The organism is Hymenobacter sp. ISL-91 (assembly GCF_018613725.1).
Taxonomy (GTDB): Bacteria; Bacteroidota; Bacteroidia; order Cytophagales; family Hymenobacteraceae; genus Hymenobacter.
The window spans coordinates 91,667-108,958 of the sequence record NZ_JAGGPS010000014.1 but is presented as its reverse complement, the minus strand read 5'-3'; the positions used below and the strand labels follow the sequence as shown (position 1 = coordinate 108,958).

Here is a 17,292-nt window from a genome sequence, read left to right as displayed (position 1 = left end):
GCCCGGCGGCGCATGCGCGGGTGCGGCCCCCGGGCACAAGCCGCTTCCAGGGTGGTTATTTCGAGGGCTGTCAGCGGCAGAGGGGCTAAAATCATGGCCCAAAGATACGCCCATCCGTACCACCCGTTTACTTATGCAACACTACTTAATGTTGCGCAACGTATCGGTGGCCTGCTTCCAGAAATTGCTGGGCTGGAAGTCGGCGTAGTCGAAGCGGAAGCCGTCCACGTTGGCTGTGTATACCCACGATTTTAGCGCCGAAATCATCTCCAGGCGCATGGCGGCGTTGCTGAAATCAAGCTGAGCCACGTCGTTGTAGGTGGTGCCGTTGTTGGATACAGGCGTTATGGCTCCGGCTGCGTTTTTCTGGTACCAATCGGGGTGCTGGGTAATCCAGGGGTTGTCCCAGCTGGTGTGGTTGGCCACCCAGTCGAGCATAACGGCCATATTGCGCTGGTGGGCACCGTTAACCAAGGCCCGTAGGTCAGTAAGGGAGCCAAACTCCGTGTTCACCGCGCGGTAATCCTTCACGGCATAAGGCGAGTTCACCGATTTGCTGTCGGTGCCAATCGGGTAGATGGGCATCAGGTACAGCACGTTCACGCCCAAATCCCGGATGGAATCAAGCCGGGCCGTGACGCCGGCAAAGTTGCCGGCCTGGCTGAACGCGCGCATGTTCACCTGATACATTACGGCATCCTGGCGGTTGGGCACGCCCGCGAAGGGCGTGCCATACTGGGGTGGCGGCGGCGTACCCGGGGTGGGCGGGGGCGTAGGAGCGGGGGTATCCGTGCCGGAAGATTTGCAGGCCCCCAGCAGTCCGGCGGCCACGAACAGGACCAGGCTGGCGCGGTAAGTGTTGGTGAGTGGTGTCATAGTACAGAGAAGATGGTGGAAATTGTACTGGTAGGAAACCTCTGAAACGTCATGCTGAGCTTGTCGAAGCATCTCTACCGCTTCGTTGCAGTAGTCATTCAACAAAGCGGTAGAGATACTTCGGCTCCGCGGACGCCAGATGAAGCATGACGAGTACTGCTTAGCAGCCAAGCGGCCGGAGGCTAATGGCCGCACCGCCGCCAGGTGCCAGCTGCAGTGTAAGCGTGGTTTTGCTGGTTACTTTCTGCTTGCGGATCTGGTAGGCCGTGGGGTTCCGGTCCCAGCTGGCACCTTTGCCGTCGGCATAGATGATGGCTTCATACTGCCGGCCGGGCGTCAGGAAATCGAGCTTCACGGCTTGTTGGCGCGGGTTTTCATCGGTGATGCTACCCACAAACCAGTCCTCGCGGCCCTTGGCCTTGCGGGCCGTAGTAATGTACTCGCCGGGCTCGGCCAGCAGCACGCGGGTGTCGTCCCAGTCCACGGCCACATCCTTGATAAACTGGAAGGCATCGAGGTGCTGCTCGTAGGCCTCGGGCAGGTCGGCGGCCATTTGCAGGGGGCTGTACAGAGTTACGTACAGGGCCAGCTGCTTGGCCAAAGTGGTATGCACCTGCCGGCCCTTGTTCTGGGCGGGGTTCCAGCTTTCCAGCATAATCCGGAAAATGCCGGGCGTGTAGTCCATGGGGCCGCCCATGAGGCGGGTGAAGGGTAAAATGGTTTCGTGCTCGGGCGGATTGCCGCTGCTCCAGGCATTGAACTCATTGCCCCGGGCTGCCTCCGACGCCAGCCAGTTGGGGTAGGTGCGGTGCAGACCGGTGGGGCGCACGGCCTCATGCATGTCCACCATCAGCTGGTTCTGGCCCAGCAACTCGGCCGTGTGGTTGTAGTGGTTCACCATCCACTGGCCGTCGTGGTGCTCGCCGCGTGGGATGATGCGGCCCACGTAGCCGGTTTTCACGGCCGCGTAGTTGTGGTCCTTCATGAAGCGGTAGGCTTCCTGCTGGCGCCGCTCGTAGTTGGTCACGGAGCCCGAGGTTTCGTGGTGCATCATCAGCTGCACGCCCTTGGCGGCGGCGTACTGCTGCAGCTCCGTCACGTTGAAATCGGGGTAGGGCGTCACGAAGTCGAACACTTCCTCCTTCCAGTTGCCGGCCCAGTCTTCCCAGCCCACGTTCCAGCCTTCCACCAGCACGCTTTGCAGGCCGTGTTGAGCCGCAAAGTCAATGTAGCGCTTCACGTTGGCAGTGTTGGCGCCGTGGCGGCCGTTGGGCTTCAGGCGGCTCCAGTCGGTGCCGGCCAGCTTGATGTTGCTGGTGTCGGCGTAATTCCAGCTGGCTTTGTTCACGTGCATCTCCCACCATACGCCCACAAATTTCTGGGGCCTGATCCAGTCGGTAGAGGCTAGTTTGGTGGGCTCGTTCAGGTTCAGAATCAGCTTGCTGGTGAGCATTTCGGGCGCCTTGTCCGACACTACGATGGTGCGCCAGGGCGTGTGCTCGGGGGCCTGCAGGTAAGCGGCCGCGCCGGTAGCCGAGGGCACCAGCTGGCTGCGCAGCCCGTAGGTTTGGGTGTCCACGTTCAGGAACATGGCCGGGTAGTTCACCAGGGCCGCCTCGTGGATGTTCACGTACAGCCCGTCGTCCGATTTCAGCATCAGGGGCGTCTGCACCCGGTTGGGAGCGGCTTTCTGCTGAATGGCCTCGATGGGGATGGTGTTCACTTCGCTCAGGCGGGAGGTGGTGTAGGCGTACTCGTTGGAGTCGTAGTCGCCGGGTATCCAGAAGGCCTTGTGGTTGGCGGGCAGGTTGAACTCGGTCAGCTCCTGCTGCACTGTGAAGTAGCTCAGGCCGGCCTGCCGGGGCACCTCGTAGCGGAAGCCCACGCCGTCGGCAAACACCCGGAACACCACGTCGAGGCGGCGGCCGGGCTGCTGGGGCTGGCGCAGGTGCACCGTGAGCTGCTGGTAGTGGTTGCGAATGGTTTTCACCTCGCCCCACACCGGGTTCCAGCTCTCATCCACGTTTTTGGTTTCGGAGCCGGTAATTTCCAGCGGCCCATCGAAACCCGGCCCATCGGCCAGGGCCAGTCCCAGCCGGGAGGATTTGATAACGGATTTCGGACCCAATTGCACGGCGTAGGTGGGCTGGCCAGCGGCGTTGAGGGCGACGGTCAGGCTGACGTTAGCGAGGCGGGCGGTAATCGGGGCCGGAGCCGGGGCCGCAACGGCAGCACTTGTGGGCAGCAGCAGCCAGAAAAAATGACGCATAGGGAAAGGAAAAGCAGAAGGAGCCGGGGCCGTCACCGGGCCACCTGGCAGGCGGGTAACACCACAAAGCAAGCCTTCCGTGCGCCCTTGCGAAACCTATCAAGTCCGGGTCAAGAAAATATAATCCCTTGTCGGGTGTATTTTATTGATTTATAGAATTTTAAATTGAAAAATACAGCCAAAAATATGAACCGGATATTGCCCCTTTTGGCTAATGTACACCCCAGCCATAAGGCCATGCCGCGCTTGCCGAAGCAGCTCTGCCACTTCGTTGCCATAGTGATTCAAGTGCAGCAGTAGAGCTGCTGCGGCAGACGGACGCCAGATGAAGCAGGACAGTTGAGCCGAATAACTGACCCGACTTACACCGCCTCAATGGCCATAATCCGGGCCTCAAATTCCTCGTTCGGCACCACCGAGCGGTTCTTCACCCGCGTCTTATAGGTGTAAATGGTGTTGATGGAATAGCCCAGCATTCGGCTGATTTGCTCACTGTCGGTAATGCCCAGCCGGATAAGGGCGAAGATGCGCAGCTCGGTGCTCAGCAGCTGGTCGTTGGGGAGCCGGAACTGGTGTTCCGGCCCGAACAGGGCGTTGAACTGCGGAATGAACTGCGGAAACAGCCGCAGAAACACCGCATCGAAGCCGCGTAGCAGCTCCTGGCGCTGCTGCCGGATGTTGAGGCCACTTACCAGCCGCTGCACGGCCCCGTACTGCTTGCTGCCAAGTTGAGTATCCAGCGCGTTTTTCAGCGTTTCCAGCCGGTCGAGCAGCTGGGAGTTGTTGTGAAAATAGTAGCCGATGTACTCCTGCTTGATCTGGTTGGCTTCGTGCAGGCCCGTGTTCAGCCGGCCCAGCGCCTGGTTGCGCTCCTCCAGGGCCTGGTTGGTGGCCGAAATCAGCCGGCCGGCCTTCTGCAATCTGCGCAGCTGTTTGAAAATGAGTAGGATAAAGCCAAAGACTGCCGCCGCCAGCAGCGTCACGGCTCCGGCGTACAGGCGCAAAGAGCGACGCTGCTGCTCGATAATGCTGATCTTCTGCCCTTCAATAATGGAAGAAATATGGCTGATGGCCAGCTGCCGCTGCCGGGCCTTGTAGAACGTGGCCTGCGCCCGCGCCTCTTTGATGAAGATATAGGCGTTTTCCAGGTCGCCGCGACGGTAGCAGTGCTCCGAGAGCTGAAACAGCGCCACCGTCTCCTTGGTGGCCGACTGCACATCGGCAATGGCTGACACCAGCAGCAGTTCGAAGGCCTGGTTTTCCTGCCTCAGCTGAGAATAGATGTAGGCGGTAGTGCTGGCACTTACAGCCAGCTGGTGCCGCGTGAGGTGGGGCAGCTGCCGGATCTGCCGGTACAAGGTCGCGCCCTGTGCCAACTGTCCGGTTTTCAGGGCTTTGAACTGCTGTACGGCTAGCTGCGCATAGGAGCCGGGCGGGCTGAACTGCAGCGCCGTATCGGCGTAGGCTAAGGCCTGGGCGTGGTAGGCGGGGCGGTACACTTGGTCGTGGTTGAAGTCGCCCAGGTCGCTATAGGCGCGGGCCTGCAGGAAGTAGAAGTCCTGCTTGTCGGCCCGGCTCAGGTAGGCCGGCCGGATGTGGTCCAGCTCCTCGAAGGTTTCCTTGAACATACCCGCCGAGAGCAGGATAAAGGCCAGCTTCAGCCGGGCCAACTCGGCCTTTTCGGGGCGGTTGAGCTGCCGGGCCAGCCGGGTGAGCTGCTGGCTGTACACAAACGCCGAGTCGTACTGAAAGGCCTTGTACTCCTCATAAATGCGCAGCCCCAGTTCGAACTGCGCCTGGGGCTGGCGCTGGCTGGCCCGAAAGGCGGCCGTGAGCACCGCAATGCGCTGCTGCCGCTGCCGGTCGTAGGTGTGCTTGCGGGCCAGGGCCGTTTGCAGGTCGCGCAACAGGGGCGTAGCCGTAGCCGGCTGCGCCCGGCCAATTTGAACTGAAAACAGGAGAATGCAGACGAACAACAGTGCTTTCACAGGGGTAAAGATGCGCCGTGCGCCGCAGGAAGGCTACTACTTGACCGAATAAAGCCGCCTGAGGCGCGTTCGGCCAGCCAGCCGGGAAAAGCAAAAAGCCCTCCAGCGGATGCTGAAGGGCCTTTGCGGTCCGGACGGGACTCGAACCCGCGACCTCCGCCGTGACAGGGCGGCATTCTAACCAACTGAACTACCGAACCAGGTTGTTCTATTTCGCGGCTCAGGGAGCGTTGAAGTGGTGCAAAAGTAGTAGGCCGGTAGCAAGTGCGCAAGAGCGGCTACAAAAAAAGCGCAAAAAACATGCGCATGCCGGCGTGGCAGGCTGCTAGTCAGGTAGAAAGATTTTTCAGGCAGCCGAAGCAGGGCAGAGGCAGCCGGAATCGGCCCCTTCGCTTACCTTTGCTACCTTCTTGTTTCCCCCTCGCACCTCCAAAACCCGCCTTTGCCGTGGCCCAGCTTCTCGATTTTGAACAACCCATTGCCGCCCTCGAAGGCAAGCTCCGCGAAATGCAGCAACTGGCCCTCGACAGCCAGGTAGATGTATCGGCCGCGGTAACGGCCCTCGAAGCCAAAATCAACGCCCTCAAAAAGGAAACCTACCAGAACCTGACCCGCTGGCAGCGCGTGCAGCTCTCGCGCCACCCCGACCGCCCCTACACCTTCGACTACATTCTGGGCATGAGCCAGAAGTTTGTGGAGCTGCACGGCGACCGGACCGTGCGCGACGACAAGGCCATGGTGGGCGGTTTTGCCGAAATTGATGGCCGTGCGGTGATGCTGATTGGCCAGCAGAAGGGCCGCAACACCAAGCAGCGCCAGTTTCGCAACTTCGGCATGCCCAACCCCGAGGGCTACCGCAAGGCCCTGCGCCTGATGAAGCTGGCCGAGAAGTTCAACACCCCCATCGTTACGCTCATCGACACGCCCGGCGCGTTTCCGGGCCTGGAGGCCGAGGAGCGGGGCCAGGGCGAGGCCATTGCCCGCAACCTGCGCGAAATGTTTCTGCTCAAGGTGCCCGTCATCTGCATCATCATTGGCGAAGGGGCTTCGGGTGGGGCGCTGGGCATTGCCATCGGCGACCGGGTGCTGATGCTGGAAAATACCTGGTACTCGGTTATTTCGCCCGAATCGTGCAGCAGCATTCTGTGGCGCTCCTGGGATTACAAGGAGCAGGCCGCCGAGGCCCTCAAGCTCACGGCCAACGATATGCTGGGCAACAAGCTCGTCGACGGCATTGTGGCCGAGCCGTTGGGTGGTGCCCACACCGACGCGCCCACCATGATTCAGACGCTGAAAGAAACCATCCTGAGCACCTTGGCCGAGCTCGATGCCCTCTCGCCCGAGGAGCGCATCAGCCAGCGCATCGACAAGTTCTCGGACATGGGCGTGGTGCTGGAATAATTTTGAATTCTGAATTATGGATTTTGAATTCCGTTCTCAAGAATTCTGTCCAATAATGTCTTGTGTAGTAGGCTGAAAAATAGCGTGTCAGGCTAATGCATAATTTAAAATTCATAATTCAAAATTATCTGCATAATGACCGTCCATACCCTCGATACCGGCTTGTTTAAATTGGATGGCGGGGCCATGTTTGGGGTCGTGCCCAAGAGCATGTGGCAGAAGCTCAACCCCGCCGATGAGCACAACATGTGCACTTGGGCCCTGCGCTGCCTGCTGGTGGAGGATGCGGGTCGGCTGCTGCTCGTAGATACCGGTATCGGCGACAAGCAGGACGAGAAGTTTCGGGGCCATTTCTACCTGCACGGCGACGACACGCTCGAAAAGTCGTTGCGCCGGCTGGGCTACACTGCCGCCGATATTACCGACGTGCTGCTGACTCACCTGCATTTCGACCACTGCGGCGGCGGTGTAGTGCGTACGGCCGGGGATTCGCTGCAGCTGGCTTTCCCTAACGCCACTTACTGGAGCAACGAGGCCCACTGGAACTGGGCTACCGCGCCCAACCCGCGCGAGAAAGCCAGCTTCCTGAAGGAAAACATCCTGCCCATTCAGGAAAGCGGCCAGCTGCGCTTCATCGACCCGCAGGCCGGCGCCCCGAAGGAGCTTGGCAGCCTCCAAGACCTGATTTTTGTGGATGGGCACACCGAGAAGATGATGCTGCCGAAGCTGTTGTATAAAGACCGCACGCTGGTTTTTGCTGCCGACCTTTTGCCCAGCGCCCACCATGTAGGCCTGCCCTACGTGATGAGCTACGACGTGCGCCCACTGATAACGATGGACGAGAAAGCCCGCTTTCTGCAGCAGGCCGCCACCGAAAACTGGGTGCTGATACTGGAGCACGACCACCAGACCGAGTGCATCACGGTCGAGCAAACCGAGCGCGGCATTAAAGTAGCCGAGAAGTTCCGGCTGGAGGAATTGTAGGGAATCTGGACAGAGTATAGGTAAGAGAAAAGAACGTCATTCAGAGCGCAGCGAAGAATCTCGCGGGCCAATATTGCAATGGTAATCTAACACCAGCACGCGAGATTCTTCGCTGCGCTCTGAATGACGTTCTACTTCCAGTTTTCCACCGTTCCATGCCGCAAAAATCCCTTGGTTTAGCACTTTCCGGGGGTGGGGCGCGGGGCATTGCCCATTTGGGCGTGCTGGCGGCCCTCGATGAGCTGGCGCTGCCGATAGGACGGTTGGCGGGCGTATCGTCGGGAGCTATTGCGGCTACGTTTTACGCTGCCGGCATGCCACCGCGCGAGATTATGCGGCTGCTGCAGGGCCTCAGCATTTCGCGCCTGACGCGGTTGGCGCTCAGCCGCTACGGCCTGCTGCACATGGATGCGGTGGGGCGGCTGTTCGAGCAGCATTTGGGGGCGGGAGCCACATTCGAGCAGCTGCGGCTGCCCATCACGCTAGTCGCGACGGATATTGAGGCGGGAGAGTCGGTGCGGTTTTCGAGCGGGCCGCTGGTGCCGCCGCTGCTGGCCTCGTCGGCGGTGCCCATTTTGTACCGGCCGGTAGTGTACCAGGGGCGGCAGCTGGTAGACGGCGGCCTGCTGAACAACCTGCCCGTAGAAGCGCTGTTGGAGCCCGAGCACCCGGGCCTGCGGGTGGTGGGCGTGCACTGCAACCCGCCCAACCCGGCCGCGCAGGTCAGCAACATGCGCGGGCTGGTCGAGCGCACGTTTAACCTGGCCATTGCCGGCAACACCGTGCTCAGCAAACAACGCTGCCACCTGCTGCTGGAGCCGCCCGAACTGCGCCCGTATCGTACGATGAGCTTCGGGCAGGCCACCGAACTATTTGCTATCGGTTACCGCTATACCCTGGCCCGGGCGCCGGAGCTCGTGGCGCTGCTGGAAAACGAGCTGTTCGACCCGCCCAGTTGAGTTGGCAAGGGTGCCCGCTCTGCCCGAAGAACGGGTGGTGGGATACTACAGGCGCTTTGGTGCGGCAAATCAGCTAGCTTTGAACTCTGGTAGCCCGTAGGTGGTGCCGCATTTTTTCGTTTCCAGTTTCCCGCTTATGGCGCGTCGTACTTCTACTTTCTGGTATCTGTTTTCGAAATTCCTGTTCTGGATTACCGGCTGGCGTTTGGGTTCGGTGGTGCCGCCCACTATCAAGCAGGGAATGATGATTGCCGCCCCGCACACCAGCAACTGGGACTTTCTGTTTGCCCGGGCCGCATTCTTTCTGATGGATGTCGATGTGAAAGTGACCATTAAGAAGGAGTGGACCACCATTCCGGTGCTTGGGGCGCTGGTGCGCAGCCTGGGCGGCCTGGCCGTAGACCGCAGCCGCAACAACAGCCTCGTGGATGGCATGGTACAGCTGTTTAAGCAGCGCGAGGAGCTGGTAATTCTCATTACGCCGGAAGGTACGCGCAGCTACCAGCCGAAGTGGCGCAAGGGTTTCTACCACGCCGCCCTGGGCGCCGGCGTGCCCATCATGCTCGGCTACCTCGACTATAAAAAGAAGGAGGCCGGCGTAGGGCCCGTGTTCTGGCCCACCGGCGACTACGAGAAGGATGTGGAGGAAATCAAGGCCTACTACCGCACCAAAACGGGCCGCTTCCCCGAAAAAGGCGTACGTTAGAACATCCGGCGGCCTTATTTGTCGGCAGCAATACATTCTCTCGCATGGAAGATATCAAAGGATTTGTCTGGGTAATCGGGGCCATCGTCTTTTTTATCTGGCGAATGGTGCAGAAGGCGGCCGAAAAAGCCAAAGAGGCCGCCGACCGGCAGCAGGCCCAACAGCCCGGCGGCGCGCCGGTGCGTCGGCCGGCCCCGTCGGCGCCGGCTGTATCGTTTGAGGAACTGCTGGCCCAGATGCAGCGCCAGAACCAGCAGCCGGCCCCACCCGAGCCCGGCCCGATGGCTGAGCGCGCCGCGCCCCAGGAGTGGGAGCAGCAGGAGCAGCGAATTCCGGAGCCGCAGGCGAAGCCCGCCCGGCCTGCGCCGGCCCCACGCTTCGGACGCGGCCTGGAAAAGACGGAGGTCGAGCAGTATTCTCAGGAGCTACCTGCCCGCGAAGCCCGCTCGCTCGAAGCGCCCAAGCGGGCCGCGCGGCTGGGTTCCTCGTTGCCCCGTACCAGCACCGAGCACGGCAACGATGATTTCTGGAGTCAGAAGAAAATTTCGCCCAAGCAAACCCGTCGCACCGTCAACGAGCTACTGCAAAACCCCGCCGACATCCGCGCTGCCTTCGTGCTGAGCGAGATTTTCCAGCGGCGGTACTAATGGGAGTCAGCGCAGGAAGTAAAAAGGGGAAGCCCGCTCAGTATTCTGGGCGGGCTTCCCCTTTTTACTTCCTGCGCTGGCTTCCGCTATTAGTCCTGCGTGAGGGCGTACGCTACCAGGTTGGCGCCCATTTTGAGAGCGGCTTCGTGGGTAGCGGGGGTATCTTCAGGGTAGGTGCCCAGGTCTTCCCAGCCATTGCCCAAGTCGGTTTCGTAGCTGTAGAAGCAGACCAACCGGCCCTTGTACAGCAGCCCGAAGCCCTGGGGGCGCTTACCATCGTGCTCATGAATTTTGGGTAGGCCTCTGGGGAACTGGAATTTCTGGTGGTAGATGGGGTGCGTAAAAGGCAGTTCCACGAACTCCAAGTCGGGAAATACCTTTTTCATCTCGGGCCGAATGAATTTATCGAGGCCGTAGTTGTCGTCGATGTGCAGAAAACCGCCTCCAATCAGGTAACGACGCAGGTTGCGGACATCAGTGTCGGAGAATGTGACGTTGCCGTGGCCGGTCATATGCACGAAGGGGTAGGTGAGCAGCTCGGGCGAATCGAGCTCCACGGTGGCCTCGGCGGGCGCGATGTTGGTGTTCAGCGTCTGGTTGCAGAAGCGGATAAGGTTGGGCAGGCTCGTTTTGTTGGCGTACCAGTCGCCGCCGCCGCCGTAGTGCAGCTTGGCGATGCGGAAGCTTGGGGCCGGGGCCACTGGCGCGGCCGCCGTGAGTGAGAACAGGAGCAGGAGGGTGAGGAGGAGGTGCTTGGGCATGGCAGCAGTTGAAGCAGGGCAGGGGCGCCACTAAAACAAAGTAACGGAGAACCGGGAAAGTTCGGGCGGCGGTAGTTGCCGCCGGGCCTGGCGCGCCCAAAGCAGGCGCTGGTTCTGCTTTAATTCGTTTTCTTGCCAATTGAACGTATCGCAATCCACCACGATAAGCAGATGATAACCGGCAAAGATTTACTGGATAGAGGATTACCATCAGGCAAGTGGTTTAAGGCGGCTCTGGCGCACATCAATGTTCATAACCTCGAAGGTGAGGTGCTGGAGGCTTACCTCGATACCGTAAAGCCCGCCCCGACTATTCCGCTGCTGGCGCAGCCCGTGCCGTTTTACGAAAACATCAGCGCCGATACGCCCATCGAGCAGGCCAACATCGATTACGTGCGGCAGTCGATGCAACGGCTCATGCGCACGCCTACGGTGGTGGCGGGTGCTATTATGCCCGATGCCTGTCCGGCCGGCCCGTTGGGTACCATTCCGGTGGGCGGCATCGTGGTGGCCCGCAACGCCATTCACCCCGGCATGCACAGCGCCGATATTTGCTGCTCGGTAATGCTAACCAATCTGGGCAAGTCCGACCCTAAGCAGGTGCTCGACGTGGCTCAGCAGCTCACCCATTTCGGGCCCGGTGGCCGGCCCGAGGGCCGGCAGTTCGCGCTGCCCGCCGACATCGAAGCCGAATTCCGCGCCAACGCCTACCTCAACTCCCGGCGCAGCCTGAGCATGGCCCGCGAGCATTTGGGCACCCAGGGCGACGGCAACCACTTTTTGTACGTGGGCGTGTCGCGCAACACCGGCGACACCGTGCTCGTCACCCACCACGGGTCGCGCGGGCCGGGGGCGCTGCTGTACAAGCAGGGCATGAAGGTAGCCGAGAACTTCCGCAAAGCCCTTTCGCCCGAAACCGACCCCAACAACGCCTGGATTCCCGCTGAGTCGGAGGAGGGCCAGCGGTACTGGGCGGCCCTGCAAACTGTTCGCAAGTGGACCAAGCAAAACCATCTGTGCCTGCATGAGGCCGTGGCGGGGCAGCTGGGAGCTACCGTGCAGCAGCAATACTGGAACGAACATAACTTCGTGTTCCGCGACGGTGACCTGTACTACCACGCCAAAGGTGCCACCCCGATGGATCCCAAGTTTATGCCCGACATCACCGGTCCGCGCATTATTCCGCTCAACATGGCCCAGCCAATTTTGATTGTGGAAGGCTCTACCACCGAAACCAACCTGGGCTTCGCGCCCCACGGGGCCGGCCGCAACCTGAGCCGCACCGGCCACAAGCGCAGCAAGCTCGGCCAGACCAGAGAGGAAATTTTCGCCGAGGAAACCCGGGGCATTGACGCTCGCTTCTTCTTTAATCAAATTGATATTTCGGAACTGCCTAGCGCCTACAAAAACGCCGCCCAGGTGCAGCAGCAAATCCTGGACTTCGACCTTGCGACCATTGTAGACGAAATCAGGCCCTACGGCTGTATTATGGCCGGCGACTGGGAGCAGGACGCCCCCTGGCGCAAAAAGAAGCTGGCCAAAGCCGCCGCCCGGCTGGCCGCCGCTAACTCTCAAGCCGACGACTCGGCGTTGGCGGCGGGGTAGACGATATAGAGCCTGCAAAAGCAGCTTGTTGGTAGTACCGTAGCGCGAAGCTCCGGCTTCGCGTATCGTTGCTGAACTCCGAACGGCGTAGTTCAGCTATGCGCGAAGCCGGAGCTTCGCGCTACATTATCCAGCCAGCTCCCGCGCTACGTGCACGGTGTGCACGGCGGCCAGCGCGGCCGTTTCGGTGCGCAGGCGCGAGCTGCCCAGCGTAACCGGCCGGATGCCGTGGGCGAAGGCAGCCGCAATTTCGTCGGGCGTGAAGTCGCCTTCGGGGCCGATAAGGACGGTGCAGCCGGTAACAGCGGCGGCCACGCGGCTCAGCGGGGTCCGTTCGCCGTCTTCGAGGTGGGCAATGAAGGTGGTGGTGGGCTCGACGGTGGGCAGGAAGTCGGCCAGATTCTTCAGTTGCGTGAGACGCGGCAGCCACGCCTGGCCCGACTGCTTGAGGGCGCTGACAGCAATTTTCTCCAGCCGCTCCAGCTTCAGCTCGCGCCGCTCGGAGCGGGCGCAGCGCAAAAACGTGATGGTGTCGACCCCAACTTCGGTGGCTTTTTCGATCAGCCATTCCATGCGGTCGAGGTTTTTGGTGGGGGCCACGGCCAAATGGATGGGGGCGGGGCGGGGGGCGAAGTGGACGTGGGCGCTGATGCGCAGGGCGCAGCGCTTGGGGGTGGCATCGGCTACTTCGGCTTCAAACACGTCGCCCCGGCCGTTTACCAGCACCACAGCCGCGCCCACGCTCAGGCGTAGCACCCGCACGGCGTGCTTGCTTTCGTCTTCGGGCAGCGTGTAGCCGGTTGTGTCGGCGGTCAGGGCGGGGGCGAAAAAGGTGTGAGCCATGCAGCAAAGGTACGCGGGAAGTTGGCGGTTTGGGCGGCTTTTAAGGAGTTGCGCGTGGGGGGCAGGATAACGGCCCGCGGGTTTTTCGCGTACGTCAGTTGTATCTATCATGCGGCTAACCGCGCGCTACTAACCGACTAATCAAATGAAAACCAAGCTTAAAAAACTCGCCGAGCAAACTATTGTCATTACCGGCGCCTCGTCGGGCATTGGCCTTGTAACGGCCCGGCAGGCGGCCAAAGCCGGCGCCAGGCTCGTACTGGCTGCCCGTAGCGAAGACGCTTTGCGACAGCTCACGCAGGAGCTTAGCGAGCAGGGCTGCAAGGCTATCTATGTGGTGGCCGATGTCAGCAAGCAGGCCGATGTGAAGCGCATTGCCCGCGAGGCAAAGCAGAAATTCGGCTCCTTTGATACGTGGGTGAACAATGCCGGCGTATCGATGTACGGCAAGGTCGCTGATGAGTCCATCGACGACATGCGCCAGGTGTTCGAAACCAACTTTTGGGGCCTGGTGTACGGCTCGCTCGAAGCCACGGAGCACCTGCGCCACCGCGGGGGCGCGCTCATCAACGTGGGCAGTGTTCTGTCCGATGTAACGGCCATTCTGCAAACTATGTACAGTGCCAGCAAACACGCTGTAAAAGGCTTTACCGACGGCTTACGGACCGAGTTGGAAATGGAAGATGCCCCGATTTCGGTTACCCTGATTCAGCCGGCTGCCATTGATACTCCCTACCCGCTGAACGCCAAGAACTATATGGACAAGGTGCCCCAGCACGCGCCGCCCGCCTACGCCCCCGAAACGGTGGCCGAGGCTATTTTGAAGTCGGCCACCTCACCCCAGCGCAACATTCTGGTAGGCGGAGCCGGCAAGCTGTTTAAAGGCATGGAAGAGTGGACCCCAGCACTGCTCGATAAATTCATGGAAACGGCTTTTGCGCCCATGACGAAATCTGACCAGGCTGACCGCCGCAACCGGCCCAGCGGCTTGTATGAGGGCGCGGGCCAGCTGCAGGAACGCGGCAACTACCCTGGCCGCACCCGCGAAATCAGCACCTACACCAAAGCTAAGCTGAACCCTGCCGCTACGGCCGCTATTGTGGCCGGCACGGGCCTGGCCGTGGCCGCCATTATCAATGCGTTCGGCAAGAATGATGGCAATGGCGCCGCGCCGGACCACGGCAGTGAAGGCCCCGGTCGCAAGTCTGGAAACAAAGCAACGCCGACCACCGATAAAAACACCGATCAGGCTGCTACCCAAAGCTCCGATAACGTGCAGGACACCGGCAAAGGCGCCAACGGAGACGGCCGCGCCTCGCGAGCCGGCTCGGCCGAAGCCACGCCCGGCAGCGTCCGTGGGTCGGTAGCCGACAAATCCAGTCAAAGCAAGCAGTCGGGTAGCAAAAGCTAATTGATAAGCAGCTTCATTTTACCAAGAAGCCCCGCTCGGCAGCTGCTGAGCGGGGCTTTCTGATTGAAAAAAGCGGGGAGTATGGCCGGAGTCTTCCTCTGGTAAACTGATGCTAACAGCTCAAAAACCCTAACCCAGCATGTTGTTCAGTACGCCGGCGAGGCGCACACCAGCCTCCTGGATGCGCTGGCGCATCAGCATGCTGTGGGCAGGGTAGTAGTCGTACTTTACTTCAGTGCCGTTGGGAGTGAGGGGGTAAAGCAGCTCGGACGCCTGGTACGACTCCCAGAGCCACTCGGCGGGTTCGGCGGCCTGCATGCGGCGCACGTCGGAGCGGCTTATGCCAGAGTTGTACTGCTGGGCCATTTCGGTGTACGTCAGGCCCTGGTAGTCGAGCAGGCCCGAGTCCCAGAGACCGTGCAGGTTGGTGTCGCGGCCCCGAAACTTGAGCTTGACGTCGTTGCCGCCCTTGTCTTCGGCGTGGCCCGTGTGCAGGGGCTGATGAATGTCGCCCACGATATGGATAACGTACTTGAGCGCGTCGCGGCGCTGGGCAGTAGTCTTGCTCTTATCGGCCATAATGGCCATTTGGGTTTGTAGGGCGGTGTAGGCGTTGGGACCAACGTTGGTGCGTAGTTCCGTCAGGTACTGGGCGTGGTCGAGGCCGGAGGGCGAGTTTACGTAGTGCCAGGGGCCGGTTTCCTTGCCTTCGGGGTAGTAGCGGATTTCGTCGGGCCAGGTGCTGACCAGTGCCATGTTCTCGGTGCCCAGTAGCTGCTGCACCTGCTGGCGGGCACTACGCTTAAGGTGATGTTCGGCAATCAGGGCAATGGCCCGGTGGCCATCGGCGCCCCAGGCCCACAGGTGCAGCGGCGAAAGAAGCAACAGCAGCAGCGGAAGCAGAAATTTACGCATGGGTAAGCAGTAATAAGGTGACGAGTAAGGACGCAAAAGTAGCGCAAGTAAATGCAGCTAAGCATCCGGCAGATTGAAAAACCTTTCAGCTATAAAAAACCGCCCCGCCGGCACAGGGCCAGCGGGGCGGTTTCAAATTAGAAGTGCCGGTAGTTAGGCACCGGCAGCAACCTGCGCTTTAGGCGCACCAGCCAGAATTTCTTCGTTGGCGTAGTCGGCATACTTGCCGAAGTTGGCTACAAACTTCTCGGCCAGCGAGGAGGCCGTTTTGTCGTACTCCTCGGCGTTGCTCCAGGTGTTGCGCGGGTCCAGAATTTCGGTGGGCACGCCGGGAACCGAAGCCGGAACCTCCACCCCGAAAATGGGGTGCTTGGTGAACTGCACGTCGGTCAGCTCGCCGTTGAGAGCGGCCGTAATCATGGCGCGGGTGTAGGAGAGCTTCATGCGCGAGCCGGTGCCGTACGATCCGCCGGTCCAGCCCGTGTTGATAAGCCACACGTTCACGTCGGGATTCTCGTCCATCTTCTGGCCCAGCATCTCGGCGTACTTGGTGGGGTGCAGCGGCAGGAACACGGCGCCGAAGCAGGCCGAGAAAGTCGTCTGCGGCTCGGTGATGCCCATTTCAGTTCCGGCCACCTTCGCGGTGTAACCCGACATGAAGTGGTACATGGCGTGGCTCTTGTCGAGCTTGCTGATGGGGGGCAGCACCCCGAAGGCATCGGCCGTCAGGAAGAAAATGTTCTTGGGCGCATCGGCCACCGAAGGCTCGATGGCGTTGTCGATGTAGTGGATAGGGTAGGCCGTGCGCGTGTTTTCGGTTACGCTCTTGTTGGCGTAGTCCACGGTGTGGGTGCCCTCAATAAAGCGGGTGTTCTCCACAATGGAACCGAACTTGATGGCGTCCCAGATCTGGGGCTCCTTCTCCTGGCTCAGGTCGATTACCTTGGCGTAGCAGCCGCCCTCGAAGTTGAAAATGCCCTTGTCGGGTGTCCAGCCATGCTCGTCGTCGCCGATGAGGCCGCGGTTGGGGTCGGCCGACAGGGTGGTTTTGCCTGTGCCCGAAAGGCCGAAGAACACGGCTGTGTCACCGTCGGCGCCCACGTTGGCCGAGCAGTGCATGCTGAGCGTGTTGTGCTCGTGGGGAAGCAGGTAGTTGAGTACGCCGAAAATGCCCTTCTTCATCTCGCCGGCATAGCCGGTGCCACCAATCAGAATCATCTTCTTGGTGAAGTTGAGGATGGCGAAGTTCTTCTGGCGGGTACCATCCACGGCTGGGTCGGCCTCGAAGCCGGGGGCGCAGATGATGCTGAAATCGGGCGTCCAGCTGGTGTCGGCACCCTCAGTAGGGCGCAGGAACATATTGTAGCAGAACAGGTTGTGCCAGGCCATTTCGTTCACTACGCGCAGCTTCAGCTCGTAGTCGGGGTTGGCACCGGCGTAGGCGTCGCGCACGTAAATCTCCTTGTCTTCCAGGTACTTCACCATCTTCTGGTGCAGCTGGTCGAACTTATCGGCGTCGAAGGGAATGTTGATGTCGCCCCACCACACGCTGTCGGCGGTGTTGGCGTCCTTCACTACAAACCGGTCTTTGGGCGAGCGGCCGGTGAAGGCGCCGGTATCGGCCATCAGGGCGCCGTTGTCGGTGAGGGTGCCTTCGTTGCGGCGCAGGGCTTCTTCGACAAGTGCAGCGGGCGAGAGGTTGAGGTGCACCTGGGCAGCGGTGGAAATACCCAGGGGGGCGAGGCGGGCGTTGGCGGCAGAATCTAGCATAGGGGGCCGAAAACGGATGGGGGTTGGGTGGAAAAATCGGTGGGAATACAGGGGCAAAAGTAGCGAAAAAGATGTCGAAAAACCGGGAAAAGCCAAAATGATAGCGAAAATTCGCCATATAGGCGTATCCTTTAATCCGACTTCGACAGCCGGTTAC

The 17,292-nt window shown here is 60.7% G+C and carries 14 protein-coding genes and 1 tRNA gene; 7 read left to right on the top strand and 8 right to left on the bottom strand.

What is annotated here, in order from left to right; translation table 11 throughout:
* Positions 1-141 precede the first annotated feature (141 nt).
* From J7E24_RS07720 to J7E24_RS07705, 4 genes are all read right to left on the bottom strand, one after another.
* Positions 142-876: an alpha-amylase family glycosyl hydrolase gene (locus J7E24_RS07720; RefSeq protein ID WP_215136793.1), complete on the bottom strand. Its 735-nt coding sequence runs from the start codon at positions 874-876 to the stop codon at positions 142-144.
* A gap of 160 nt (positions 877-1,036) precedes the next feature.
* Positions 1,037-3,145: a glycoside hydrolase family 97 protein gene (locus J7E24_RS07715; protein WP_215136791.1), complete on the bottom strand. Its 2,109-nt coding sequence runs from the start codon at positions 3,143-3,145 to the stop codon at positions 1,037-1,039.
* 362 nt (positions 3,146-3,507) lie between these two features.
* Positions 3,508-5,133 (bottom strand): DUF6377 domain-containing protein, encoded by a 1,626-nt coding sequence (locus J7E24_RS07710; RefSeq protein ID WP_215136789.1) that lies wholly within the window; start codon positions 5,131-5,133, stop codon positions 3,508-3,510.
* A 126-nt stretch (positions 5,134-5,259) separates the two neighbouring features.
* A tRNA-Asp gene (locus J7E24_RS07705) sits at positions 5,260-5,333 on the bottom strand.
* A gap of 247 nt (positions 5,334-5,580) precedes the next feature.
* On the opposite strand from J7E24_RS07705, the gene J7E24_RS07700 reads away from it, so the two are divergent.
* The 5 genes from J7E24_RS07700 (at position 5,581) to J7E24_RS07680 (ending at position 9,830) form a co-directional block, all read left to right on the top strand.
* Entirely contained in the window at positions 5,581-6,534 is a 954-nt protein-coding gene (locus J7E24_RS07700; protein ID WP_215136787.1) for an acetyl-CoA carboxylase carboxyltransferase subunit alpha, read from the top strand.
* 135 nt (positions 6,535-6,669) lie between these two features.
* Positions 6,670-7,518: an MBL fold metallo-hydrolase gene (locus J7E24_RS07695; protein ID WP_215136785.1), complete on the top strand. Its 849-nt coding sequence runs from the start codon at positions 6,670-6,672 to the stop codon at positions 7,516-7,518.
* 155 nt (positions 7,519-7,673) lie between these two features.
* Positions 7,674-8,477: a patatin-like phospholipase family protein gene (locus tag J7E24_RS07690; RefSeq protein ID WP_215136783.1), complete on the top strand. Its 804-nt coding sequence runs from the start codon at positions 7,674-7,676 to the stop codon at positions 8,475-8,477.
* Positions 8,478-8,613: 136 nt separating this feature from the next.
* Positions 8,614-9,183 carry a 1-acyl-sn-glycerol-3-phosphate acyltransferase gene (locus J7E24_RS07685; protein WP_215136781.1) on the top strand — a complete coding sequence of 190 codons (570 nt, stop codon included), beginning with the start codon at positions 8,614-8,616 and terminating at the stop codon, positions 9,181-9,183.
* A 44-nt stretch (positions 9,184-9,227) separates the two neighbouring features.
* Positions 9,228-9,830, top strand: coding sequence for a hypothetical protein (locus J7E24_RS07680; RefSeq protein WP_215136779.1), 603 nt, complete (start codon positions 9,228-9,230; stop codon positions 9,828-9,830).
* 89 nt (positions 9,831-9,919) lie between these two features.
* Here the strand turns inward: J7E24_RS07680 and J7E24_RS07675 are convergent, their stop codons facing one another.
* Entirely contained in the window at positions 9,920-10,591 is a 672-nt protein-coding gene (locus tag J7E24_RS07675) for a DUF4159 domain-containing protein (protein WP_215136777.1), read from the bottom strand.
* Positions 10,592-10,723: 132 nt separating this feature from the next.
* Here J7E24_RS07675 and J7E24_RS07670 point away from each other — a divergent pair, with 132 nt between their 5' ends.
* Complete coding sequence (locus tag J7E24_RS07670; RefSeq protein ID WP_251047088.1) at positions 10,724-12,196, top strand: RtcB family protein; 1,473 nt, start codon at positions 10,724-10,726, stop codon at positions 12,194-12,196.
* A gap of 126 nt (positions 12,197-12,322) precedes the next feature.
* On the opposite strand, the gene J7E24_RS07665 is transcribed toward J7E24_RS07670, so the two are convergent.
* Positions 12,323-13,039 carry a 16S rRNA (uracil(1498)-N(3))-methyltransferase gene (locus J7E24_RS07665; protein ID WP_215136775.1) on the bottom strand — a complete coding sequence of 239 codons (717 nt, stop codon included), beginning with the start codon at positions 13,037-13,039 and terminating at the stop codon, positions 12,323-12,325.
* 145 nt (positions 13,040-13,184) lie between these two features.
* Here J7E24_RS07665 and J7E24_RS07660 point away from each other — a divergent pair, with 145 nt between their 5' ends.
* Positions 13,185-14,450 (top strand): SDR family oxidoreductase, encoded by a 1,266-nt coding sequence (locus J7E24_RS07660; RefSeq protein ID WP_215136773.1) that lies wholly within the window; start codon positions 13,185-13,187, stop codon positions 14,448-14,450.
* A gap of 129 nt (positions 14,451-14,579) precedes the next feature.
* Here J7E24_RS07660 and J7E24_RS07655 read toward each other — a convergent pair whose 3' ends face one another.
* Together J7E24_RS07655 and pckA are read right to left on the bottom strand one after the other, a co-directional pair.
* Positions 14,580-15,365: a S1/P1 nuclease gene (locus tag J7E24_RS07655; protein ID WP_215136771.1), complete on the bottom strand. Its 786-nt coding sequence runs from the start codon at positions 15,363-15,365 to the stop codon at positions 14,580-14,582.
* A gap of 153 nt (positions 15,366-15,518) precedes the next feature.
* Positions 15,519-17,135: a phosphoenolpyruvate carboxykinase (ATP) gene (gene pckA, locus J7E24_RS07650; protein ID WP_215136769.1), complete on the bottom strand. Its 1,617-nt coding sequence runs from the start codon at positions 17,133-17,135 to the stop codon at positions 15,519-15,521.
* Positions 17,136-17,292 lie beyond the last annotated feature (157 nt).

Bases quoted from the DNA above. Each gene is read 5' to 3' on its own strand.
- J7E24_RS07720 (WP_215136793.1), bottom strand. From the start codon at position 876: ATGACACCACTCACCAACACTTACCGCGCCAGCCTGGTCCTGTTCGTG.
- J7E24_RS07715 (WP_215136791.1), bottom strand. From the start codon at position 3,145: ATGCGTCATTTTTTCTGGCTGCTGCTGCCCACAAGTGCTGCCGTTGCG.
- J7E24_RS07695 (WP_215136785.1), top strand. From the start codon at position 6,670: ATGACCGTCCATACCCTCGATACCGGCTTGTTTAAATTGGATGGCGGG.
- J7E24_RS07690 (WP_215136783.1), top strand. From the start codon at position 7,674: ATGCCGCAAAAATCCCTTGGTTTAGCACTTTCCGGGGGTGGGGCGCGG.
- J7E24_RS07685 (WP_215136781.1), top strand. From the start codon at position 8,614: ATGGCGCGTCGTACTTCTACTTTCTGGTATCTGTTTTCGAAATTCCTG.
- J7E24_RS07680 (WP_215136779.1), top strand. From the start codon at position 9,228: ATGGAAGATATCAAAGGATTTGTCTGGGTAATCGGGGCCATCGTCTTT.
- J7E24_RS07675 (WP_215136777.1), bottom strand. From the start codon at position 10,591: ATGCCCAAGCACCTCCTCCTCACCCTCCTGCTCCTGTTCTCACTCACG.
- J7E24_RS07665 (WP_215136775.1), bottom strand. From the start codon at position 13,039: ATGGCTCACACCTTTTTCGCCCCCGCCCTGACCGCCGACACAACCGGC.
- J7E24_RS07660 (WP_215136773.1), top strand. From the start codon at position 13,185: ATGAAAACCAAGCTTAAAAAACTCGCCGAGCAAACTATTGTCATTACC.
- J7E24_RS07655 (WP_215136771.1), bottom strand. From the start codon at position 15,365: ATGCGTAAATTTCTGCTTCCGCTGCTGCTGTTGCTTCTTTCGCCGCTG.
- pckA (WP_215136769.1), bottom strand. From the start codon at position 17,135: ATGCTAGATTCTGCCGCCAACGCCCGCCTCGCCCCCCTGGGTATTTCC.